General features: G+C 67.0%; 10 protein-coding genes. 3 read left to right on the top strand and 7 right to left on the bottom strand.

Going from position 1 to position 15,987, the window contains the following annotated elements; translation table 11 throughout:
- Positions 1–4: 4 nt before the first annotated feature.
- Positions 5–2,128 (top strand): ferredoxin family protein, encoded by a 2,124-nt coding sequence (locus SGR02S_RS02105; RefSeq protein WP_067105362.1) that lies wholly within the window; start codon positions 5–7, stop codon positions 2,126–2,128.
- Positions 2,128–3,564 carry an indolepyruvate oxidoreductase subunit beta family protein gene (locus SGR02S_RS02100; protein ID WP_067105361.1) on the top strand — a complete coding sequence of 479 codons (1,437 nt, stop codon included), beginning with the start codon at positions 2,128–2,130 and terminating at the stop codon, positions 3,562–3,564. Before SGR02S_RS02105 ends, SGR02S_RS02100 begins: the two co-directional genes overlap by 1 nt.
- Positions 3,565–3,643: 79 nt before the next feature.
- Here SGR02S_RS02100 and SGR02S_RS02095 read toward each other — a convergent pair whose 3' ends face one another.
- Complete coding sequence (locus SGR02S_RS02095) at positions 3,644–5,383, bottom strand: DUF885 domain-containing protein (protein WP_067105360.1); 1,740 nt, start codon at positions 5,381–5,383, stop codon at positions 3,644–3,646.
- Positions 5,384–5,464: 81 nt separating this feature from the next.
- On the opposite strand from SGR02S_RS02095, the gene SGR02S_RS02090 reads away from it, so the two are divergent.
- A complete protein-coding gene (locus tag SGR02S_RS02090; protein ID WP_067105359.1) occupies positions 5,465–5,935 on the top strand; it encodes a MarR family winged helix-turn-helix transcriptional regulator in 471 nt (156 codons plus the stop codon).
- Positions 5,936–6,058: 123 nt separating this feature from the next.
- Here SGR02S_RS02090 and SGR02S_RS02085 read toward each other — a convergent pair whose 3' ends face one another.
- The 6 genes from SGR02S_RS02085 to SGR02S_RS02060 all read right to left on the bottom strand — a co-directional run bounded on the left by SGR02S_RS02085 (position 6,059) and on the right by SGR02S_RS02060 (position 15,742).
- Positions 6,059–7,360: an NAD(P)/FAD-dependent oxidoreductase gene (locus SGR02S_RS02085; protein ID WP_169799617.1), complete on the bottom strand. Its 1,302-nt coding sequence runs from the start codon at positions 7,358–7,360 to the stop codon at positions 6,059–6,061.
- A 142-nt stretch (positions 7,361–7,502) separates the two neighbouring features.
- Positions 7,503–8,402 (bottom strand): bile acid:sodium symporter family protein, encoded by a 900-nt coding sequence (locus SGR02S_RS02080; protein WP_067105357.1) that lies wholly within the window; start codon positions 8,400–8,402, stop codon positions 7,503–7,505.
- 12 nt (positions 8,403–8,414) lie between these two features.
- The gene (locus SGR02S_RS02075; protein ID WP_067105356.1) at positions 8,415–8,894 is read right to left on the bottom strand and encodes a DUF3830 family protein; all 480 of its coding nucleotides are present in this window, start codon (positions 8,892–8,894) and stop codon (positions 8,415–8,417) included.
- An 8-nt stretch (positions 8,895–8,902) separates the two neighbouring features.
- Positions 8,903–10,576 (bottom strand): DUF885 family protein, encoded by a 1,674-nt coding sequence (locus SGR02S_RS02070; RefSeq protein ID WP_067105355.1) that lies wholly within the window; start codon positions 10,574–10,576, stop codon positions 8,903–8,905.
- A gap of 1 nt (position 10,577) precedes the next feature.
- The gene (locus SGR02S_RS02065; protein ID WP_067105354.1) at positions 10,578–12,815 is read right to left on the bottom strand and encodes a S9 family peptidase; all 2,238 of its coding nucleotides are present in this window, start codon (positions 12,813–12,815) and stop codon (positions 10,578–10,580) included.
- A gap of 83 nt (positions 12,816–12,898) precedes the next feature.
- Positions 12,899–15,742: a TonB-dependent receptor domain-containing protein gene (locus SGR02S_RS02060; RefSeq protein ID WP_169799616.1), complete on the bottom strand. Its 2,844-nt coding sequence runs from the start codon at positions 15,740–15,742 to the stop codon at positions 12,899–12,901.
- Between the last annotated feature and the right edge of the window lie 245 nt (positions 15,743–15,987).

Here is a 15,987-nt window from a genome sequence, read left to right as displayed (position 1 = left end):
GGCAATGGCGGAACGCTCCTTCAAGGCGGAGGTCGAGCAGCTCAAGCTCGGCGACGGCGAGTCCTTCCACGGCGAAGGCATCCTCGCGGTCACCAAGGCGCTGCTCCAGGCGGGCGTCGCCTATGTCGGCGGCTACCAGGGATCGCCGATCAGCCACCTGATGGACGTGTTTTCCGACGCCAGCGACCTGATGGCCGGGCTCGGCGTGCATTTCGAAAGCTCGGCCAGCGAGGCGACCGCCGCGGCGATGCTCGCCGCGTCGGTCAACTATCCGTTGCGCGGCGCGGTCGCGTGGAAATCGGTGGTCGGCACCAACGTCGCTTCGGACGCGCTGTCGAACGTCGCCTCGGGCGGCGTCACCGGGGGGGCGTTGATCATCCTTGGCGAGGATTATGGCGAAGGCTCCTCGATCATGCAGGAGCGCACCCACGCCTTCGCGATGAAATCGCAGATGTGGCTGCTCGACCCGCGCCCCAGCCTGCCGCTGATCGTCGACATGGTCGAAAAGGGGTTCGAGCTTTCCGAAGCGTCGAACACCCCGGTCATGCTCGAACTCAGGGTGCGGGCCTGCCATGTCACGGGCAGCTTCACGGCGCGCAACAACCGGCGGCCGCCGCTGACCGTCGCCGAAGCCGCGGCGGCGCCGACGCGCGACACCAACCGCATCGTCCTGCCGCCCGCCAATTTCCTGCACGAGGTCGAGAAGATCGAGAAGCGCTGGCCCGCCGGCATCGACTTCGTCAGGCAGCACAGGCTGAACGAGCATTTCGGCACCGAGCGCGACGAGATCGGCATCATCGTCCAGGGCGGGCTGTTCAATTCGCTCAACCGCGCGCTCGAACTGCTCGACCTGTCCGACGCCTTCGGCAATGCGGCGCTGCCCGTCTATGTGCTCAACGTCACCTATCCGCTGATCCCCGACGAGGTGCAGGCTTTCTGCGCCGGCAAGCGCGCGGTGCTGGTGGTCGAGGAAGGCCAGCCCGAATTCATCGAGCACGAACTCAACACGCTCGTCCGCCGCGCCGACCTGCAGACGCGCATCGTCGGTAAGGATGTGCTGCCGCGCGCGGGCGAATATACCGCTGCGGTCATCAAGGACGGCATCGCCCGCTTCCTGCGCGCCCACGCCCCCGACCGCGCACCGGCCGAGGAACCCGCCCAGCCGCCCGCGCTGCCGCCGGGCGCGGTGCCGCAGCGGCCCGCGGGCTTCTGCACCGGCTGTCCCGAGCGGCCGATCTTCTCGGCGATGAAATTGGTCCAGAAGGAGGTCGGGGAACTGCACGTCTCCGCCGACATCGGCTGTCACCTTTTCTCGATCCTGCCGCCCTTTCACATCGGCAACACGACGATGGGCTATGGCCTCGGCACCGCGGGCGCCTCCGCGTTCAAGCCCGAGGGCAAGCGCGCGGTCGCGATCATGGGCGACGGCGGCTTCTGGCACAACGGCCTGACGTCGGGCATCGGCAACGCCGTCTTCAACCAGGACGACAATCTGACGATCATCGTCGACAACGGCTATTCGGCCGCGACCGGCGGACAGGACATCCCCTCATCGCGCGCGCGGCCGCCGCACCGCCAGACCAACAACCCGATCGAGCGCGCGGTGCGCGGCGTCGGCATCGGCTGGGCGCAGACGCGGACGCGCACCTATGACGTGGCGGGGATGCGCGATGCGATCCGCGACGCGCTGACCTCGCCCGAAAAGGGTCCGAAGGTGCTCGTCGCCCAGTCCGAATGCCAGCTTAACCGCCAGCGGCGCATCAAGCCCCAGATGGCGAAGGCTCTGCGCGCCGGCGAGCGGGTGGTGCGCGAACGCTTCGGGGTCGACCCCGACACCTGCACCGGCGACCACAGCTGCATCCGCCTGTCGGGCTGTCCGTCGCTGACGATCCGGACGAACCCCGATCCGCTGCGCCAGGACCCGATTGCGCATGTCGAGAACAGCTGCGTCGGATGCGGGGTGTGCGGAGAGGTCAGCCACGCGGCCGTCCTCTGCCCGTCCTTCTACAAGGCGCGGATCATCGCCAATCCCGATCGGCGCGACCAACTGCGCCATCGGCTGCGCGGCTGGGTGATCGGCGCACTCCAGCGGCGATCGGCGCGTCGGCTGGCCGCGAGGGCCTTCTGATGGCCCGGCGCGAACGTATCACCATCGCCGTCCTCGGGCTCGGCGGGCAAGGCGGCGGCGTCCTCGCCGACTGGATCGTCCAGCTCGGCGAGGCGAACAACTATGTCGCGCAGGGCACTTCGGTCCCCGGCGTTGCGCAGCGTACCGGCGCCACCGTCTATTATATCGAGATGTTCCCGGCCGGCTGCGCCAGCGCACCACCCGTGCTCGCACTCATGCCGGTGCCCGGCGACGTCGATGTCGTCCTCGCATCGGAACTGATGGAGGCCGGCCGCGCGATCCTGCGCGGCTTCGTGTCGAAGGACACGCTGCTGATCGGCTCGACCCACCGCGTCTACGCGATCGACGAGAAATCGGCGATGGGCGACGGCCGCGCCAGCGGCGAGCGCATCCTGGCCGCCGCGCAGGAGCGGGCGCGCCGCTTCATCGGCTTCGACATGGACGATGCCGCCGCGCGCACGGGCAGCGTCATCAGTTCGATCATGTTCGGCGCGCTCGCGGGCAGCGGCGTCCTGCCCTTTCCCCGCGCGGCCTTCGAGGATGCGATCCGCGCGGGCGGCAAGGCGATCGAAACCAATCTGCAAGGCTTCGCGGCCGGATTCGACGCCGCGCAGGGCAAGGGCGAAGCGCCGCAGGAAACGCCGCGCGCCATTGCGCCGACCACCGCGGCCGGCCGCGCGCTGCTGGCGCGCATCGAAGCGAATCTGCCGCGCGAGGCGCATGATTTCGCGGTCGAGGGCGTGAAACGGCTGATGGACTATCAGGACGCGTCCTATGCCGCCCTCTACCTCGACCGGCTCGAAGCGCTGGGGACCGATCCCGCGCTGCTGACCGAAGCCGCGCGTCACCTGGCGCTTTGGATGTCCTATGAGGACACGATCCGCGTCGCGGGCCTGAAGGTCCGGGCGAGCCGCTTCGCCCGCGTCCGCGCCGAGGTGAAGGCGAAGGACGACCAGATCGTCGAACTCACCGAATATATGCATCCGCGGCTCGAAGAGGTATGCGAGACGCTGCCGGCGCCGATCGGGCGCCGCATCCTTGCCAGTCCCTGGCTGACGCGGCGGCTGAAGCCTCTGTTCGCGAAGGGCCGCCATGTCGAGACGACCAGCCTGCGCTGGTTCCTGATGCTGACGCTGCTCGCCGGCTGGCGGCGCTGGCGGCGCGGCACGCTGCGCTACCGGATCGAGCAGGCGCGGATCGAAGCATGGCTGGCGCTCGCCCGCGCCGCCGCGCCCGATGTCGCGGTCGAGATCGTGAAATGCCAGCGGCTGATCAAGGGCTATGGCGACACGTTCGAGCGCGGCCTCGGCAATTACGAGCGGATCGTCGAGCGGTATCGCAAGGGCAACCTCGCCGCCGCGGACATCGCCCGCCTGCGCGAGGCGGCGCTGGCGGACGAGGAAGGCCAGGCACTCGACCAAGCCCTGGCCTCCTGATCGCCGGCGCGAAACAGACTCTGTCCCGCTTGGCTCGCATCAAGGGCTGATATGCCGCATCAACCGGAATGGGACGATCCTAACGCTTCGCCGCGATCCAGGCGTCGACCTTCGCCTCCAGCATCGTCATCGGCAGCTGCCCCTGCGCGAGGATCAGGTCGTGAAAGGCGCGGATGTCGAAGCGGTCGCCCAGCGCCTGTTCGGCGCGGCGGCGCAGCTCGACGATCTTGAGTTCGCCGACCTTGTAGGCGACCGCGCCCCCCGGCGCGCCGATATAGCGCGCGAGTTCGGTGTCGATGTTGATGTCGGCCAGCGCCGTATTCTCGGCAAAGCATTGTCGCGCCCGGTCATAGCTCCAGCCCATCACGTGGATGCCGGTATCGACGACCATGCGGCACGCGCGCCACATCTCGGTCGAGAGGCTGCCAAAGGTCTCATAGGCATCGCGATAGACGCCCATCTCGTGCCCAAGCCGTTCGGCATAGAGCGCCCATCCCTCGCGGAAGGCCAGCAGATCGCGGGCGCGGCGGAAGCCGGGGAGCGCCTTGTTCTCGTTGTTGAGCGCGCCGTGCGTGTGGTGTCCCGGCGCTGCCTCGTGCAGGCTGAGCGCCGGGACCTCGTACAGCGGCCGCTGATCGAGATGCGAGGTGTTGACGACGAAGGTCCCGGCGAAACCCTTCTCGAAATCGCCGCCGCCGCCGCCGCGCGCGGTCGTATAGCCTTCTTCCAGCTCGCGCGGCACCGGCACGATCGTGAAGGGCTGGCGCGGCAGAACCGAAAAATAGCGCGGCAGCACGCCGTCGATGCGCTTGGCCGCCGCGGCATATTTCTCGATCAGGCCTTCGCGGCTCGTCGCATAGAAGCGCGGATCGGTGCGCAGGAAGCGCAGCCAGTCGGCGAAGCTCCCCTCGAAGCCGGTCGAGGCGATGATCTTGTCCATCTCGGCGCGGATCCGGCGCACCTCCGCCAGCCCCATTTCGTGGATCTGCTCGGCGGTCAGGTCGGTCGTCGTATAATAGCGCAGCAGGAAGTCGTAATAGGCCCGCCCGCCCGGCACGGCCGCGATGCCCAGTTCCTTGCGCGCCTTCGCGCGATAGGGGCCGTCGATATAGGCGAGCGCCTCGCGCTGCGCCGGCCGGATCTCCTGTTCGATCAATCGCTGCGCCTCCGCCGCGATCGCCGGATAGGGCTTGAGCGGCTCCAGCATCGGGTCCTCGGCCACGGGCTGCGCGATCTGGTTGCGCAGGATCGCCACCCCCACGTCGATCACGACCGCGGGGTGCGTCCAGCCCGACGCCACCCCGCGCGCGAGGTTGGCGCGCTGCTCGGCGAAATAGCGCGGAATGCCGCGCATCCGCTCGACCCACGCGCGCGCATCGGCTTCGCTGCGCAGGGTCAGGCCGCGCGCCAGCGAATAGGGCGTGTTGTAGAAGCCTTCATGCGCGACGAAGGCGAAGCGCCGTTCGTCGAAGTCTATCCCTTCGACCCGCCAGGCGATGAGCTGGCGCAGATAGGCACGATCGACGCGCGCTTCGTCGGTCAGCGCCGCATCGTCGAGCGCATCGAGCGCTGCGGCAATCCGCTGGAGCTCGGCCTTGCGCCGCGCCATGCCCGCCGGCGTCTCGTCGGGCCAGCCGACCCGCGCCCGCGACGGATCGGAGCGCCCCGCCTCCATCGGATAGTCTTCCGCGAAATGCTCGTAACGATCGATCAGGTCGGGCAGGTCGGGTGTCGCGGCCCCGCCCAGCAGCAGGGCTCCTCCGCACAGCGCTACGACGCGGCACCAGCGCCGGATCGGGGTGGGGATTGCAGGAGCCATGGCGAATTCCTTTCAGGGGAACGGCGCCGCACCGGGACGCGGCGGATTGAAACCGAAGAGCTTTGAGCTAAAGCGGCGGTCATGGACGTCTTTCAGTCGGGGAACCCCGGCGACACCGCCTTTCGGGTCGATCGATACCCCTTCTATCTGCTCAACCGGCTGGTCAGCCGGTACAACAGCATCATCGATGCGCGGCTGCGCGCCATCGGCCTCGATATTCCAGGCTGGCGCGTCCTGATGATCCTCGGCGAGGAATCGCCGCGCGGCGCGCGCGAGATCGCGCAGGCGGCGGTCATCAACCTGTCGACGATGACACGGATCATCCAGCGGATGACCGCGGCCGGACTGGTGACCGCCACGCCGAGCCGCGAGGACGCCCGCGTGACGCTGGTCGCGCTCGCCCCGGCGGGCGAAGCGCGGCTGGCCGAGGCGCGGCTGGCGACCGCGCCCATCTATGCGCACCTGATCGCGGGGCTGAAGGCCGAGGAGTTCGAGCAGCTGATCGCGCTGCTCGGCCGGCTTCACGACAATCTGGAACCGCTGGCGCCCTAGGGGCGGGCGCAGTTCAAGCGAGCCGGAAATGGCGACTTTGCCGGTGCCGGAGTTCAGCATTCCGATGGCGCCGCTGTTTGCGGGCCAGAACTGAACGTCGATCGACCCCGGATCGCTCATGCCTCAGTTCGACAGATAGGCCATCGACATCAGCAGCTTCGGCAGCCACGCCGCGCCGGCATGGAAGCGCACCGGCGCCGGGGCGCGCGGCTGCACCGAAAGCGCCGTGCGATCGCCCGTCGCCAGCATGGCGGCCACCTCCGCCCCCAGCACGCTGTTGGTCGCAATCCCGCGGCCGTTGCAGGCCTGAATGGCGATCGCCCCCTCGCCGAGATCATAGACTTCGGGAAGGAAGGAGGTGTTCACCCACGCCAGGCCGCGCCACAGGAAATCGATCTGCGGATCGGGCATCGCCGCGAAATGCTGCGCCAGCCGCCGCCGGGCCTCGCGATAGAGCGCGGCATCGCTGCGGATCAGGAAGGACGCGGGAAAGGCCGAGACCAGATGCCCCTGCCCGTCGAGCCGCGCGGTGAACAGATAGGGGACCTTGTCGGTGAAGGCGCCCCCTTCGGGCAGGATCGCCCGACGCTGCGCTTCGTCGAGCGGCGCGCTCGCGAACTGGAAGACGTGCAGCGGCAGGGTCGTCCGCCGCATCGCCGGGTGCAGCGCACCGTTGCCGCCGTTGGCAGCCAGAACGACGCGGTCCGCGCGCACCGTCCCGCCGGGCGTGCGGCAAAGCCAGCCGTCCGTCGTCCGCTCGAGCGCGGCGACCGGGCTGTTCGCGAACAGGCGCGCGCCTTCGCGCTCGGCCGCGCGGGCAAGGCCGCGGACATAGGCGAGCGGGTTGAGGCTGCCGCCGTCGCCGAAGCGCAGCGCGCCGCAATAGCGTTCGGCGCCGAACAGCCGCCGGACCTCTGCGCCCTCGACGAAATCGACGGCATAGCCGCGCGACCGCCACTGGTCGGCGGAGCGGCGCTGATTGTCGGCGAGCGCCTCGGTGTGCGCGGGGGTGTAGAAGCCGTCCGGGCGCGCGTCGCAATCGATCGCGTGCCGCGCGATAAGGTCGAAGACGAAGCGGCCCGAGGCCCCGATCATCCGGTTCAGCCGTTCGCCGTCCTCCGCGCCGAACGCCTGCCGCGCCGAATCGGGCGAATGGCGGATATAGTCGGGTGCGACGAGTCCGCCGCTCTGCCCGGTCGCGCCGTCGCCCGGCTGGCCCGCTTCGACCAGCACGACCGGGACACCCTTTTCGGCCAGATGGAGCGCCGTCGCGGTTCCGGCGATGCCGCCGCCGACGACCAGCACGTCGGTCTCGACATGGCCCGACAGCGGCGCCAGCGCGGGCCCCGGGGCGGCGGTCGCCGTCCACAGCGGGCTCGTGACACTATCCTTGCGAGCGGCGCGGGAGATCGATCGATGCTGCATCATCGCTCCGTCGAAGCGACGAAGAGGGTGCCCATCGCGACGAGCGGGAGAGACCCCGTCGCGACGCCCACAACTCGGGACACTGTCATAACTGCGAACTTTCCTGCTCGCCCGTTTGCCGGGCGCTCTATCTTGCTATGGTTCAGATCGTGGCTGGAACGCCCTGCTCCGGCCGCCCCGTCCGCCGCGCGATGGCAACGAAGAGCAGCACGAAACAAAGCGCCACGGGTGTGTTCATGATCATCGGCAACGACATCTCGTTGTTGCCGACGATCGAAACGGCGATGAAGATCGCGGTGCCTTCCTGCCGCATCAGATGCTCGATCCCGATCGCGACATTCTCGCGCCGCGAGAAGCCGGCAAAGCGCACGATGGTCATCACGACGACGACCATGGTCAGATTGAGCGCGACCGTGATCCAGAACAGCGCCCCCAGATTTTCGCGCAGCACCGGAACCTGGTCGTAGAGGATCACGCCGAAGGAGCTGAACAGGACGATCGTCGCCGCATTCTTCAGGTAGCGCTTGAACCAGATCGCAAAATCGGGCCGCCACGCGCGGATCGCGAAGCCCACCGTTGCGGGCAGCACCGTGATCGAAAAGATGTCCCAGAAGAAGGAGGCAAGCGGCACCTGCACGTCCGCCTCCAGCCCCATGAAATGGAGCAGCGCGAAATGCGCGTAGAAGGGGACCACGAAGATATAGATCATGCTGAGAATCAGCGTCATCGACATTGACAGCGCCAGATCGCCCTTCGCCATGTCCGTGAACAGGTTCGACAACATGCCGCCGGGGGTCGTCGCGAGCAGGACGAAGCCGACCGCGAGCGCCGCGGTGGGCACCACCGTCAGCGCGAGCGTGAGCCCGATCAACGGCGGCACGACCAGCATCGAGCAGACGCCGAAGATCAGCGCGCGCTTGTTGCGGAACACCTGCCGGAAATCGTCGGCGGTCAGCGACAGGCCCATCGACACCATGATCGCCACCAGCGATCCCGGAAGCAGCCAGTTGCCCAGCAAGGACATCAGATCGTCATAGGTCATGGGCGGGCGTCCTCAGGCGGTTTCGATCGTCAGGGTGCAAGCGCCGTTGCGCCGGATGGCGCGGCAGTCGGCCTGCGCCTTGGCCAGATCCTCGTCGAGGATGCGGGCACAGACATTCGCCTGGATCCACCCGAAGGGCATCAGCAGGCGCCCGCCGCCGCCATAGAAGAGGCCGATGTCGTAGAAGGGTCCCGGCGGCAGCCCCTTGGTGCTGCCCGCGGCGAGATAGGCGAGGACGATGTCGCCCGCCTCGGGATAGGAGGTCGCGTTCTCGGCCGGGATGGCGGGCTGCGCCATCCCGGCCGGCAGCGTGCTGGCCGGCATCGGGACGGAGATCTCGGGGCCGGTCCAGATCGCATGCATGGCTTCGAACGCCGCGCGGCGTTCGGCGAGGTCCCACAGGAAGGCCGCCGATTCGGGCGCCGCATCCTCGATCAGGCGGCAGCGCGCGGACAGGCCGGACTGCGGTTCGGTCAGTCGGATAATACGCATGGCGCTCCCTATTTCCCGTCCACCATCGCCAGATACTCCTGCTTCTGGAGCGCGATGGGCACATTGCCGTTGAGCCAGAGATAATCGTGGAAGCGCTTTAGGTCGAAATCCTTGCCCTCGCGCACCCGCGCCTCGGCCAGGAATTCCGCCGTCTGCATCTTGCCGATCTGATAGCTGATCGCCTGTCCCGGCGCGGCGGCGAAGAAGACCGCTTCCTCTTCCGCCGTGGCGCGGTCCATCGGCACCATCTTTTCCAGATAGTCCGCCGCCTCGGCGATGCTGAAGTCGCCAAGCGCCAGCTTCACGTCGACCTCGACCCGCAGCGCGCGCAGCCGGGCGAAATTGTAGATGATCTCGCGCGTCCGGGGCGCGTCGGCCCATAGGCCCGCCTGAAGCATCATCTCCTCGGCATAGAAGCCCGTCCCCTCGTTTGCGCCGCTGTCGTAATAGTGGCGGCGCAGCGGGTTCGGATGCTTCCAGCCCAGGCTGAGCTGGAAGAAATGGCCGGGCACGCCTTCGTGCACGATGATCGGGCGCGGATCGCGGGTGATCGACAGGTTGAAATAGCCGAGCCCGGGCGACGGTTCGGGAAGATAGACGGTCGCATTCTGTCCGACACGCGTCCGGCTCGTCAGGTCGAAGGTCCGCCCCAGCCAGCCGATCGGCGCCAGATAGGCCGGAAAGGGCTGGGCGTTATAATGGCCCACCCATTCGGGCACGGTCAGCAGCTTGCGGTCGCGCAGAAAGGCCCGGACCTTGCGTTCGTCGGCGTCGAGCTTCGCCGTCACCGCGTCGATCGATGCGCCGATCGGCAGTTCGGGCAGCCCCGCGTTGCGGTTGCGCTCGAGTTCCTCGAACAATACCGAGCGCGCCCATTCCTGCCGCCCCATCACCTGCAGTTCCTCGGGCGAATAGGGATAGAGGGCAACGCTGCCGAGGAAATAGCGATAGCTGTCGCGGCCGACCGCGGTCGCATCGGACAAGCCGGCGCGCCGGGCGTTCAGGAAGGCTTCGAAATCGGCGAAGGCCGCGATCGCCTTGTCGGCCGCGGTGCGGAGCTGCCGGCGCTGGCCCGGCGTCGCGTGGGGATCGATGCCGGCGACCATGCCGTTCAGGCTGGACGGGACCTGCGCGACCTGCGCGAGCGCAGCGTCGACGAACGGCCCGCGCATGTCGGTGAGGTTGGCCTTGCCCGCAGCGAGGGTCGTCGGCGCGTGGCCGAGCAGCCGGATGACGTCGTCGATCCGCGCCCGTTCGAGCGGGGGCGGCGGCAACAACAGTTCGAAGATCGGGTTCAGCGCCTGCGCAACATAGAAATGCGGCTGGCGCCGCCACGCGGCGACATGGTCGAGTTCCCAGCGCACGCGCGCCAGCGCCGATCCGACCAGCCGGTAATCGACCGTCTCGCCGACCGACTGCGGCGCCTGCGCGAGCGCCTTCCACCGCGTTTCGAACGCCGCGAGCTGCCGCTTCTGGGCGTCGACGGCGGCGGGCGACCAGTCGGGCGTCCATTTTTCGGGGCGCACGATCCGCGGAATGTCGTCGCTCGTCGCCGGCTGGGTCGTGGCGCGCCACGCCCAGAAGTCGGCGCCCAGCGCCTGCACCTCGGCCTGCGCCGCGGCGCCCGTCGCCGACAGCAGCGCCGCGCCGCCGATCATCAGGGAAATCGCACGCCGCAGCATGTCACTCCCTGTTCTTCACGTTGCGGTCGAAGAAATCGACCATTTTCTTGAAGGCGAAACGCGCCTGCGGCAGGTTGTCGCTGGCCCAAGCGTGATTGGCGCCGGGCAGCGTGACGAGTTCGAACATCTGCTCGCGCTGGATCATTCCCTCGATCAGCGCGATCGTGTCGGAATAGAGCACGACCGGGTCGCGCGTTCCGTGGATGATCATCAGCCGGTCCTTGATGCCCTTGGCCTGATAAAGCGCCGATTGCGCTTCGTAGCGGGCCGGCATGTCGGCGCCGTCGGGCGGCCCCATGATCCACATCTGCGACGGATAGGCGTGCCAGACGTTGGTCGCGGGCGCCCCGGCGATGCCGGCGGCATAGACGCCGGGCTTCTTCGCCAGCGACATGATCGTCATCAGCCCGCCATAGCTCGACCCCCAGATGCCGATCCGCCTGGGATCGGCATAGCCCTTCTCGACCAGATAGCGGACGCCGCTTTCCAGGTCGTTGATGTCGGTCTCGCCATAGCTTTGATATTGCGTCTGGTTGTGGTCGCGTCCCTGCCCCCACGATCCGCGGATATTGACGTTGAGGACGATATAGCCCTGCGCGACGAAATATTGGTCGAGGCCCCAGGTCGGGTGCGCGCGGCGGCCGCCCCACTGGTTGCGCACCGCGTCCGAATAGACCGAACCGACGATCACCGGATAGCGTTTCGCGGGATCATAGTTGGCGGGCAGGCTCAGCCGCGCGACAAGGTTGGTGCCGTCGACATGGCTCGGAAACTCGACATAGCCGATGTTCGCCCAGGTCTGGGTATAGAATTCGGGTTGCGGCGACTTGGTAACCTGCACCGCTTTGCCCGGCTTCGCCGTGTCGATCAGGAAAAGCTCGGGCGGCGTGGTGTCGTTGCTGTACCAGTCGGCGATATGGCGGAAATCAGGCGAATAGACCGGCTGGTGCGTCCCTGCCGCGGCACCGCTCAACCGCTCGATCGCACCCCCCGCGACCGGCACGCGATAGAGCTGGCGGTCGGGGATGTAGGATTCGTTCGCGGTAAAATAGAGCTGGCCGCGCTTGCCGTCGACCGCGAAGGATTCGATCTCCCACCGGCCGCTCGTGATCTGGCGCGGCGCTTCGCCCGCGGCGCGCTGGTGATAGAGGTGCAGCCAGCCGTCGCGGTCGGTCAGGATGATCAGCCCGTCGTCGCGCGGCGCCCATGCGACCTTCCAGTCGGGACGCAGATGCTTCGCCTCGCGCAGCTGATAGAAGGTTTCGCGCGTCCCGCTCGCGACGTCGAAGACATAGATGCTATGTTCCTTCGTCTCCATGTCGGAGCCGCTGACGAACAGGCGCTTGCCGTCGTTCGACAGGCCATAGTCCCAGATATGATCCTTGGCGTTCGGGCGTTCGAAAAAGCGCACGTCGCCCGACGCGAGGGTGACGACGCCGACCGTGGCCTTCGTTGTCTCGTCGCCCGGAAAGGCCCGGATGACGCGATTGTTCTGCAAGCCGCCCTTGGCGTAATAATAGATGTCGCGCTCGGGCATGGCGCGGTCGTCGGATTGCTCGAAGGCGATCGCCTTGCCGTCGGCCGACCACTGGAAATCGCCGATATAGACCTTGGGATCGTCGTCCCCCGCGACGCGGCGCGCGGCATTGCCGCCCTTCGCCGCAACGTCGCGGACCCAGAGCACGCCGCCCAGCGTCACGCGATTGCGCGTATCGACGGGGTTGCCCGAAATGAAGGCCAGCCGCGTGCCGTCGGGCGACACGGCAAGCTTGCGGACCGCCTGCTTGTCGGTTTCGACCGGCGTGACCGTGCCGTTCGCCTCGCGGATATGAAGCTGTCCGCCCAGCGTGAACGCCACCCGCCCCCGGTCTAGCGCGACCGCCTGCGCGATCCCCTTCTGCTCGGCTTCGGGCTTGCTGTCGCGGCCCAGGAAGGTGAGCCGCGTCTTCTTCCCCGTCCGGACCGAATAGGACCAGATGTCGCGGAAGCTGTAACCTTCGTCGTTCCACAGGAACAACACCGTGTCACCGTCCGCCGCCCAGCTATAGCCTTCGGGCGTCGTTCCGATCAGGCTCTTGGTGCGATAGAGTTCGTCGATCGACAGCGACGTCCCCGCCACCTTCGCGCCGCCGTGGACGGGGGCATGCGGTGCGGGACGATCCTGCGCGCTTGCCGCCGTCGAGGAAAGAGCCAACGCCAGCGCAACGCCGACCGACCGGAACAGACCCATCTTGTTCATCTATCGCAACCCCAGCTTGAACGCACTTCGCACGGCGGCCCGGCCGCGACGGAATGATGCCGCCGCGGCCGGTGCCTTTCCACTCAGAAGTTCGCCCGGAACCCGATCGTGAACCGGCGACCGATGGCGTCGTAGGTTTCACGCTCGTAGAGGTAGTAGGGCGGATCACGGTCGAACAGATTGTCGACCGCCGCGAAGAAGCTGAAATTGTCCATCACGTCATAGTTGGCGCTGAGGTCGAAGTAATGGACGTCGCCGGTTTCGGGCACGGCGAGCAAGGGAATCGCCGCGCCCGAAGCCTTTGCTCCCGCGATTCGACCATCCTTCGCGGAACCGATGAAGCGGTGGCGGAGCGAAAGCTGCAGCTTGTCGACTTCCCAGGTCAGGCGCTGCGTGAAGCGCCACTTGGGGTTGGCCGTCGAACAGCTGCCGCCGCCGATGAAGCCGGCACAATTGACCGGGTTCGCGATCGGGCTGCCCTGCGTGATCGAATCGATCAGATAGGTGCCCGCCAGATAGTAGCTGAGGCTACCCGAACCCAGGCTGTGCCGGTAGTCGATACGATAGTCGATGCCCGACGCCTTCATGTTAGCGATGTTCGCGTTGAGCAGCGCAACGTCATAGAGCTGACCGTCGGGGGTCCGCTTGCTGAGCGGCTGACAGAAGATGTTGCTCATCGACATGTTGGCATTGCACGCGTTGATCACCGACTGCAGGCCGCCGCCGAACGATCCGATCGCGTCCTTGATGCGGATATTGTAATAATCCACCGTCAACTGAAGGTTCGGGACGAAGTCGGGACGAACCACCGCGCCGACCGACCAAGTGTCCGAGGTTTCTTCCTGAAGGTTCGGATTGCCGCCGGTGATCGCGCGGATCTGCTGGTTTTCCTGCTGGAACACGTCGATGACGGCCCCCGGAACGCCCAGCGAGTTGACGCAGAAGTCGCGCTCCGCCGCCGTGCGCTCGGGCGTCGCGTTGCAGAAGTCGACCGCCTGCGGCGCCGTGTTGGTCGCACCCGAATAGAGTTCGACGACGTTCGGCGCACGCACCGCGCGCTGATAGAGGCCGCGCAGCTTCAGGCCGCGGAACGGCGAATATTCGCCGCCCAGCTTGTACGACCAGACCCCGCCCGCGGTCGAATAGTCGGAGTAGCGCAGGCCGCCCTCGAACGCGAGCAGCTGGATCCCCGGCATGTCGGCGAGGATCGGCACATAGAGCTCGCCATAGAGTTCGGAGACGTCGAACGATCCCGCGGTCGGGCTGAGCCCCGCCGCACGCGACAGCGCCTTGCCCTGCACATAGAGCTGATCGGGATCGAAGGCGGAGCTTTCCTTGCGATATTCCGCGCCCAGCGCGATGCCGACGTCGCCGGCGGGCAGCGAGAAGAGCGACCCCGTCACGCTCGCGCCGGCCTGCTTCTGCCGGATCGTCGTGATGTTGGTGAGGTCGGTGTAGATATAGTTCATCATCTCCGGCGTCAGCGAATTGAGGCCGAAGGGATTGAGAACGACGCACTTCGGATCGGCGACCGCGCACTTGTAGGGATCGGTCGGATCGGTCAGGAAGCCGTTGGCGAAATTGTCGATGAGCACGCCGCCGCCCTGGACGTCGGTCACCTTGGTCTCGCCCTGGTTGTAGAAGACCTCCCACTTCAGCCGGTCGGTCAGATTGCCGCGCAGGCCGACGACGAAGCGATAGAAATCGCGCGTCTGGTCGCTGGTGCGCGACCCGCCGTCGAGCAGACGCCGGTTGATGTTCACAGGAACCAGATTATCCCCGTCGGCATCCATGTTGGCGCTCAGGAAATCGCGCAGCGTCGGCGCGAGATAGGGATTGCGCAGGTCGAGCTGGAACCCGGGGATGAAGCCCGAGCTGCTCATCGGCACGGCGCCCAGCGTCGAGTTGATCTTGCTGTGGACGTACGACCCTTCCCAGAAGGCCGTGACGTCGTCGGTCACGTCGTAATGACCGATGACCGACCCCTGCCAGCGCTGCATCGGCATCTGCAGATTGGTGTAGGGACGGTCGTTGAACCCGTCGCTCGCGCGATAGGCGCGCCACCCCTCGGGCGCGAAGAAGATGCCCGCGGTGCCGATGGTGTTGCCATAGGGATCGGTGAGGCCAACCAGCTGCGGGCTGAAGATCGTGCCCTGCGGCGTCACACCGTTGCCCGACGGGATCAGCACCGGCTTTCCGTCGACGATGGCGTCGGCCAGATAGACGACCGCATGATCGCGGGCCGCGCCCTTGACCATCGCACGATCGTAATAGCTGCCGTGGAAGACGATATTGCCGCGGCCGTCGGCGAAGTTGCCGCCGACGGTCAGGTCGACGTTGTAGCGCTGCGCGTCGCCCTCGTCGCTGATGCCGTAGGAGCCGCCGATCTCGAGTCCCTCGAAATCGTCCTTGGTGACGAAGTTGACGACGCCCGCCATCGCGTCCGAACCGTAGACGGCCGAAGCGCCGCCGGTGACGACCTCGACCCGCGACACCAGCGAGGGCGGGATCATGTTGAGGTCGACGACGCCGTCCTGCGACGCGCCGACGATGCGGCGGCCGTTCTGGAGGACCAGCGTGCGCACGGCGCCGAGGTTGCGGAGGTTGACCGTCGCCGACCCGTTGCCGGAGTTGGACTGCGCGCCCGACCCCGAGACGGCCTGCGGCAGCGCGTTGAGGAGCTGCTCGCTCTCGACCGTCGCCGCCAGCTTGATCTCGCTCTCGCCGACCACGTTGACCGGGCTGTTCGAATCGACGTCGGGGCGCGGAATGCGCGACCCGGTGACGACGATGCCCGCGCTGTCGTCGGCGATGCCGTCATTTTCGGAAACTGGGGCCTGGGCCATGGCCGTCCCCATTACCGCCATCGACAGGAAGAGCGCCGATCCGCCCTGCAATCCCGCCCGAATGCCTGCAACCCGCTTCATACCCATGCTCCTAAACTCCCCGAACTGGAAACCCGTCTGTGACTTCCACGGTCGCCGGCATTGATTACCGCCATTCCCGTGAACAGTTGCGTGATTTTGAGCATAATGTGAAGCGACAGTCAATTCCGCGCCATAAAAAAATGTGAAAACTGTCATTTTTGGAACGGACAGCCTTCTCGGACGAGAGATTCTTTCCCCTCCGCCGGGGGATGCAAGCCGGATAATGGATTGATATGCAAAGCCAT

This window comes from Sphingopyxis granuli NBRC 100800, from assembly GCF_001591045.1.
Taxonomy (GTDB): domain Bacteria; phylum Pseudomonadota; class Alphaproteobacteria; order Sphingomonadales; family Sphingomonadaceae; genus Sphingopyxis; species Sphingopyxis granuli.
The sequence above is the reverse complement of the archived record's forward strand: the minus strand, read 5'-3'. Positions and strand labels throughout refer to the sequence as shown.

Coding starts and splice junctions, on each gene's coding strand:
- SGR02S_RS02105 (WP_067105362.1), top strand. CDS start 5: ATGGCGGAACGCTCCTTCAAGGCGGAGGTCGAGCAGCTCAAGCTCGGC.
- SGR02S_RS02100 (WP_067105361.1), top strand. CDS start 2,128: ATGGCCCGGCGCGAACGTATCACCATCGCCGTCCTCGGGCTCGGCGGG.
- SGR02S_RS02095 (WP_067105360.1), bottom strand. CDS start 5,383: ATGGCTCCTGCAATCCCCACCCCGATCCGGCGCTGGTGCCGCGTCGTA.
- SGR02S_RS02090 (WP_067105359.1), top strand. CDS start 5,465: ATGGACGTCTTTCAGTCGGGGAACCCCGGCGACACCGCCTTTCGGGTC.
- SGR02S_RS02085 (WP_169799617.1), bottom strand. CDS start 7,360: ATGCAGCATCGATCGATCTCCCGCGCCGCTCGCAAGGATAGTGTCACG.
- SGR02S_RS02080 (WP_067105357.1), bottom strand. CDS start 8,402: ATGACCTATGACGATCTGATGTCCTTGCTGGGCAACTGGCTGCTTCCG.
- SGR02S_RS02075 (WP_067105356.1), bottom strand. CDS start 8,894: ATGCGTATTATCCGACTGACCGAACCGCAGTCCGGCCTGTCCGCGCGC.
- SGR02S_RS02070 (WP_067105355.1), bottom strand. CDS start 10,576: ATGCTGCGGCGTGCGATTTCCCTGATGATCGGCGGCGCGGCGCTGCTG.
- SGR02S_RS02065 (WP_067105354.1), bottom strand. CDS start 12,815: ATGAACAAGATGGGTCTGTTCCGGTCGGTCGGCGTTGCGCTGGCGTTG.
- SGR02S_RS02060 (WP_169799616.1), bottom strand. CDS start 15,742: ATGAAGCGGGTTGCAGGCATTCGGGCGGGATTGCAGGGCGGATCGGCG.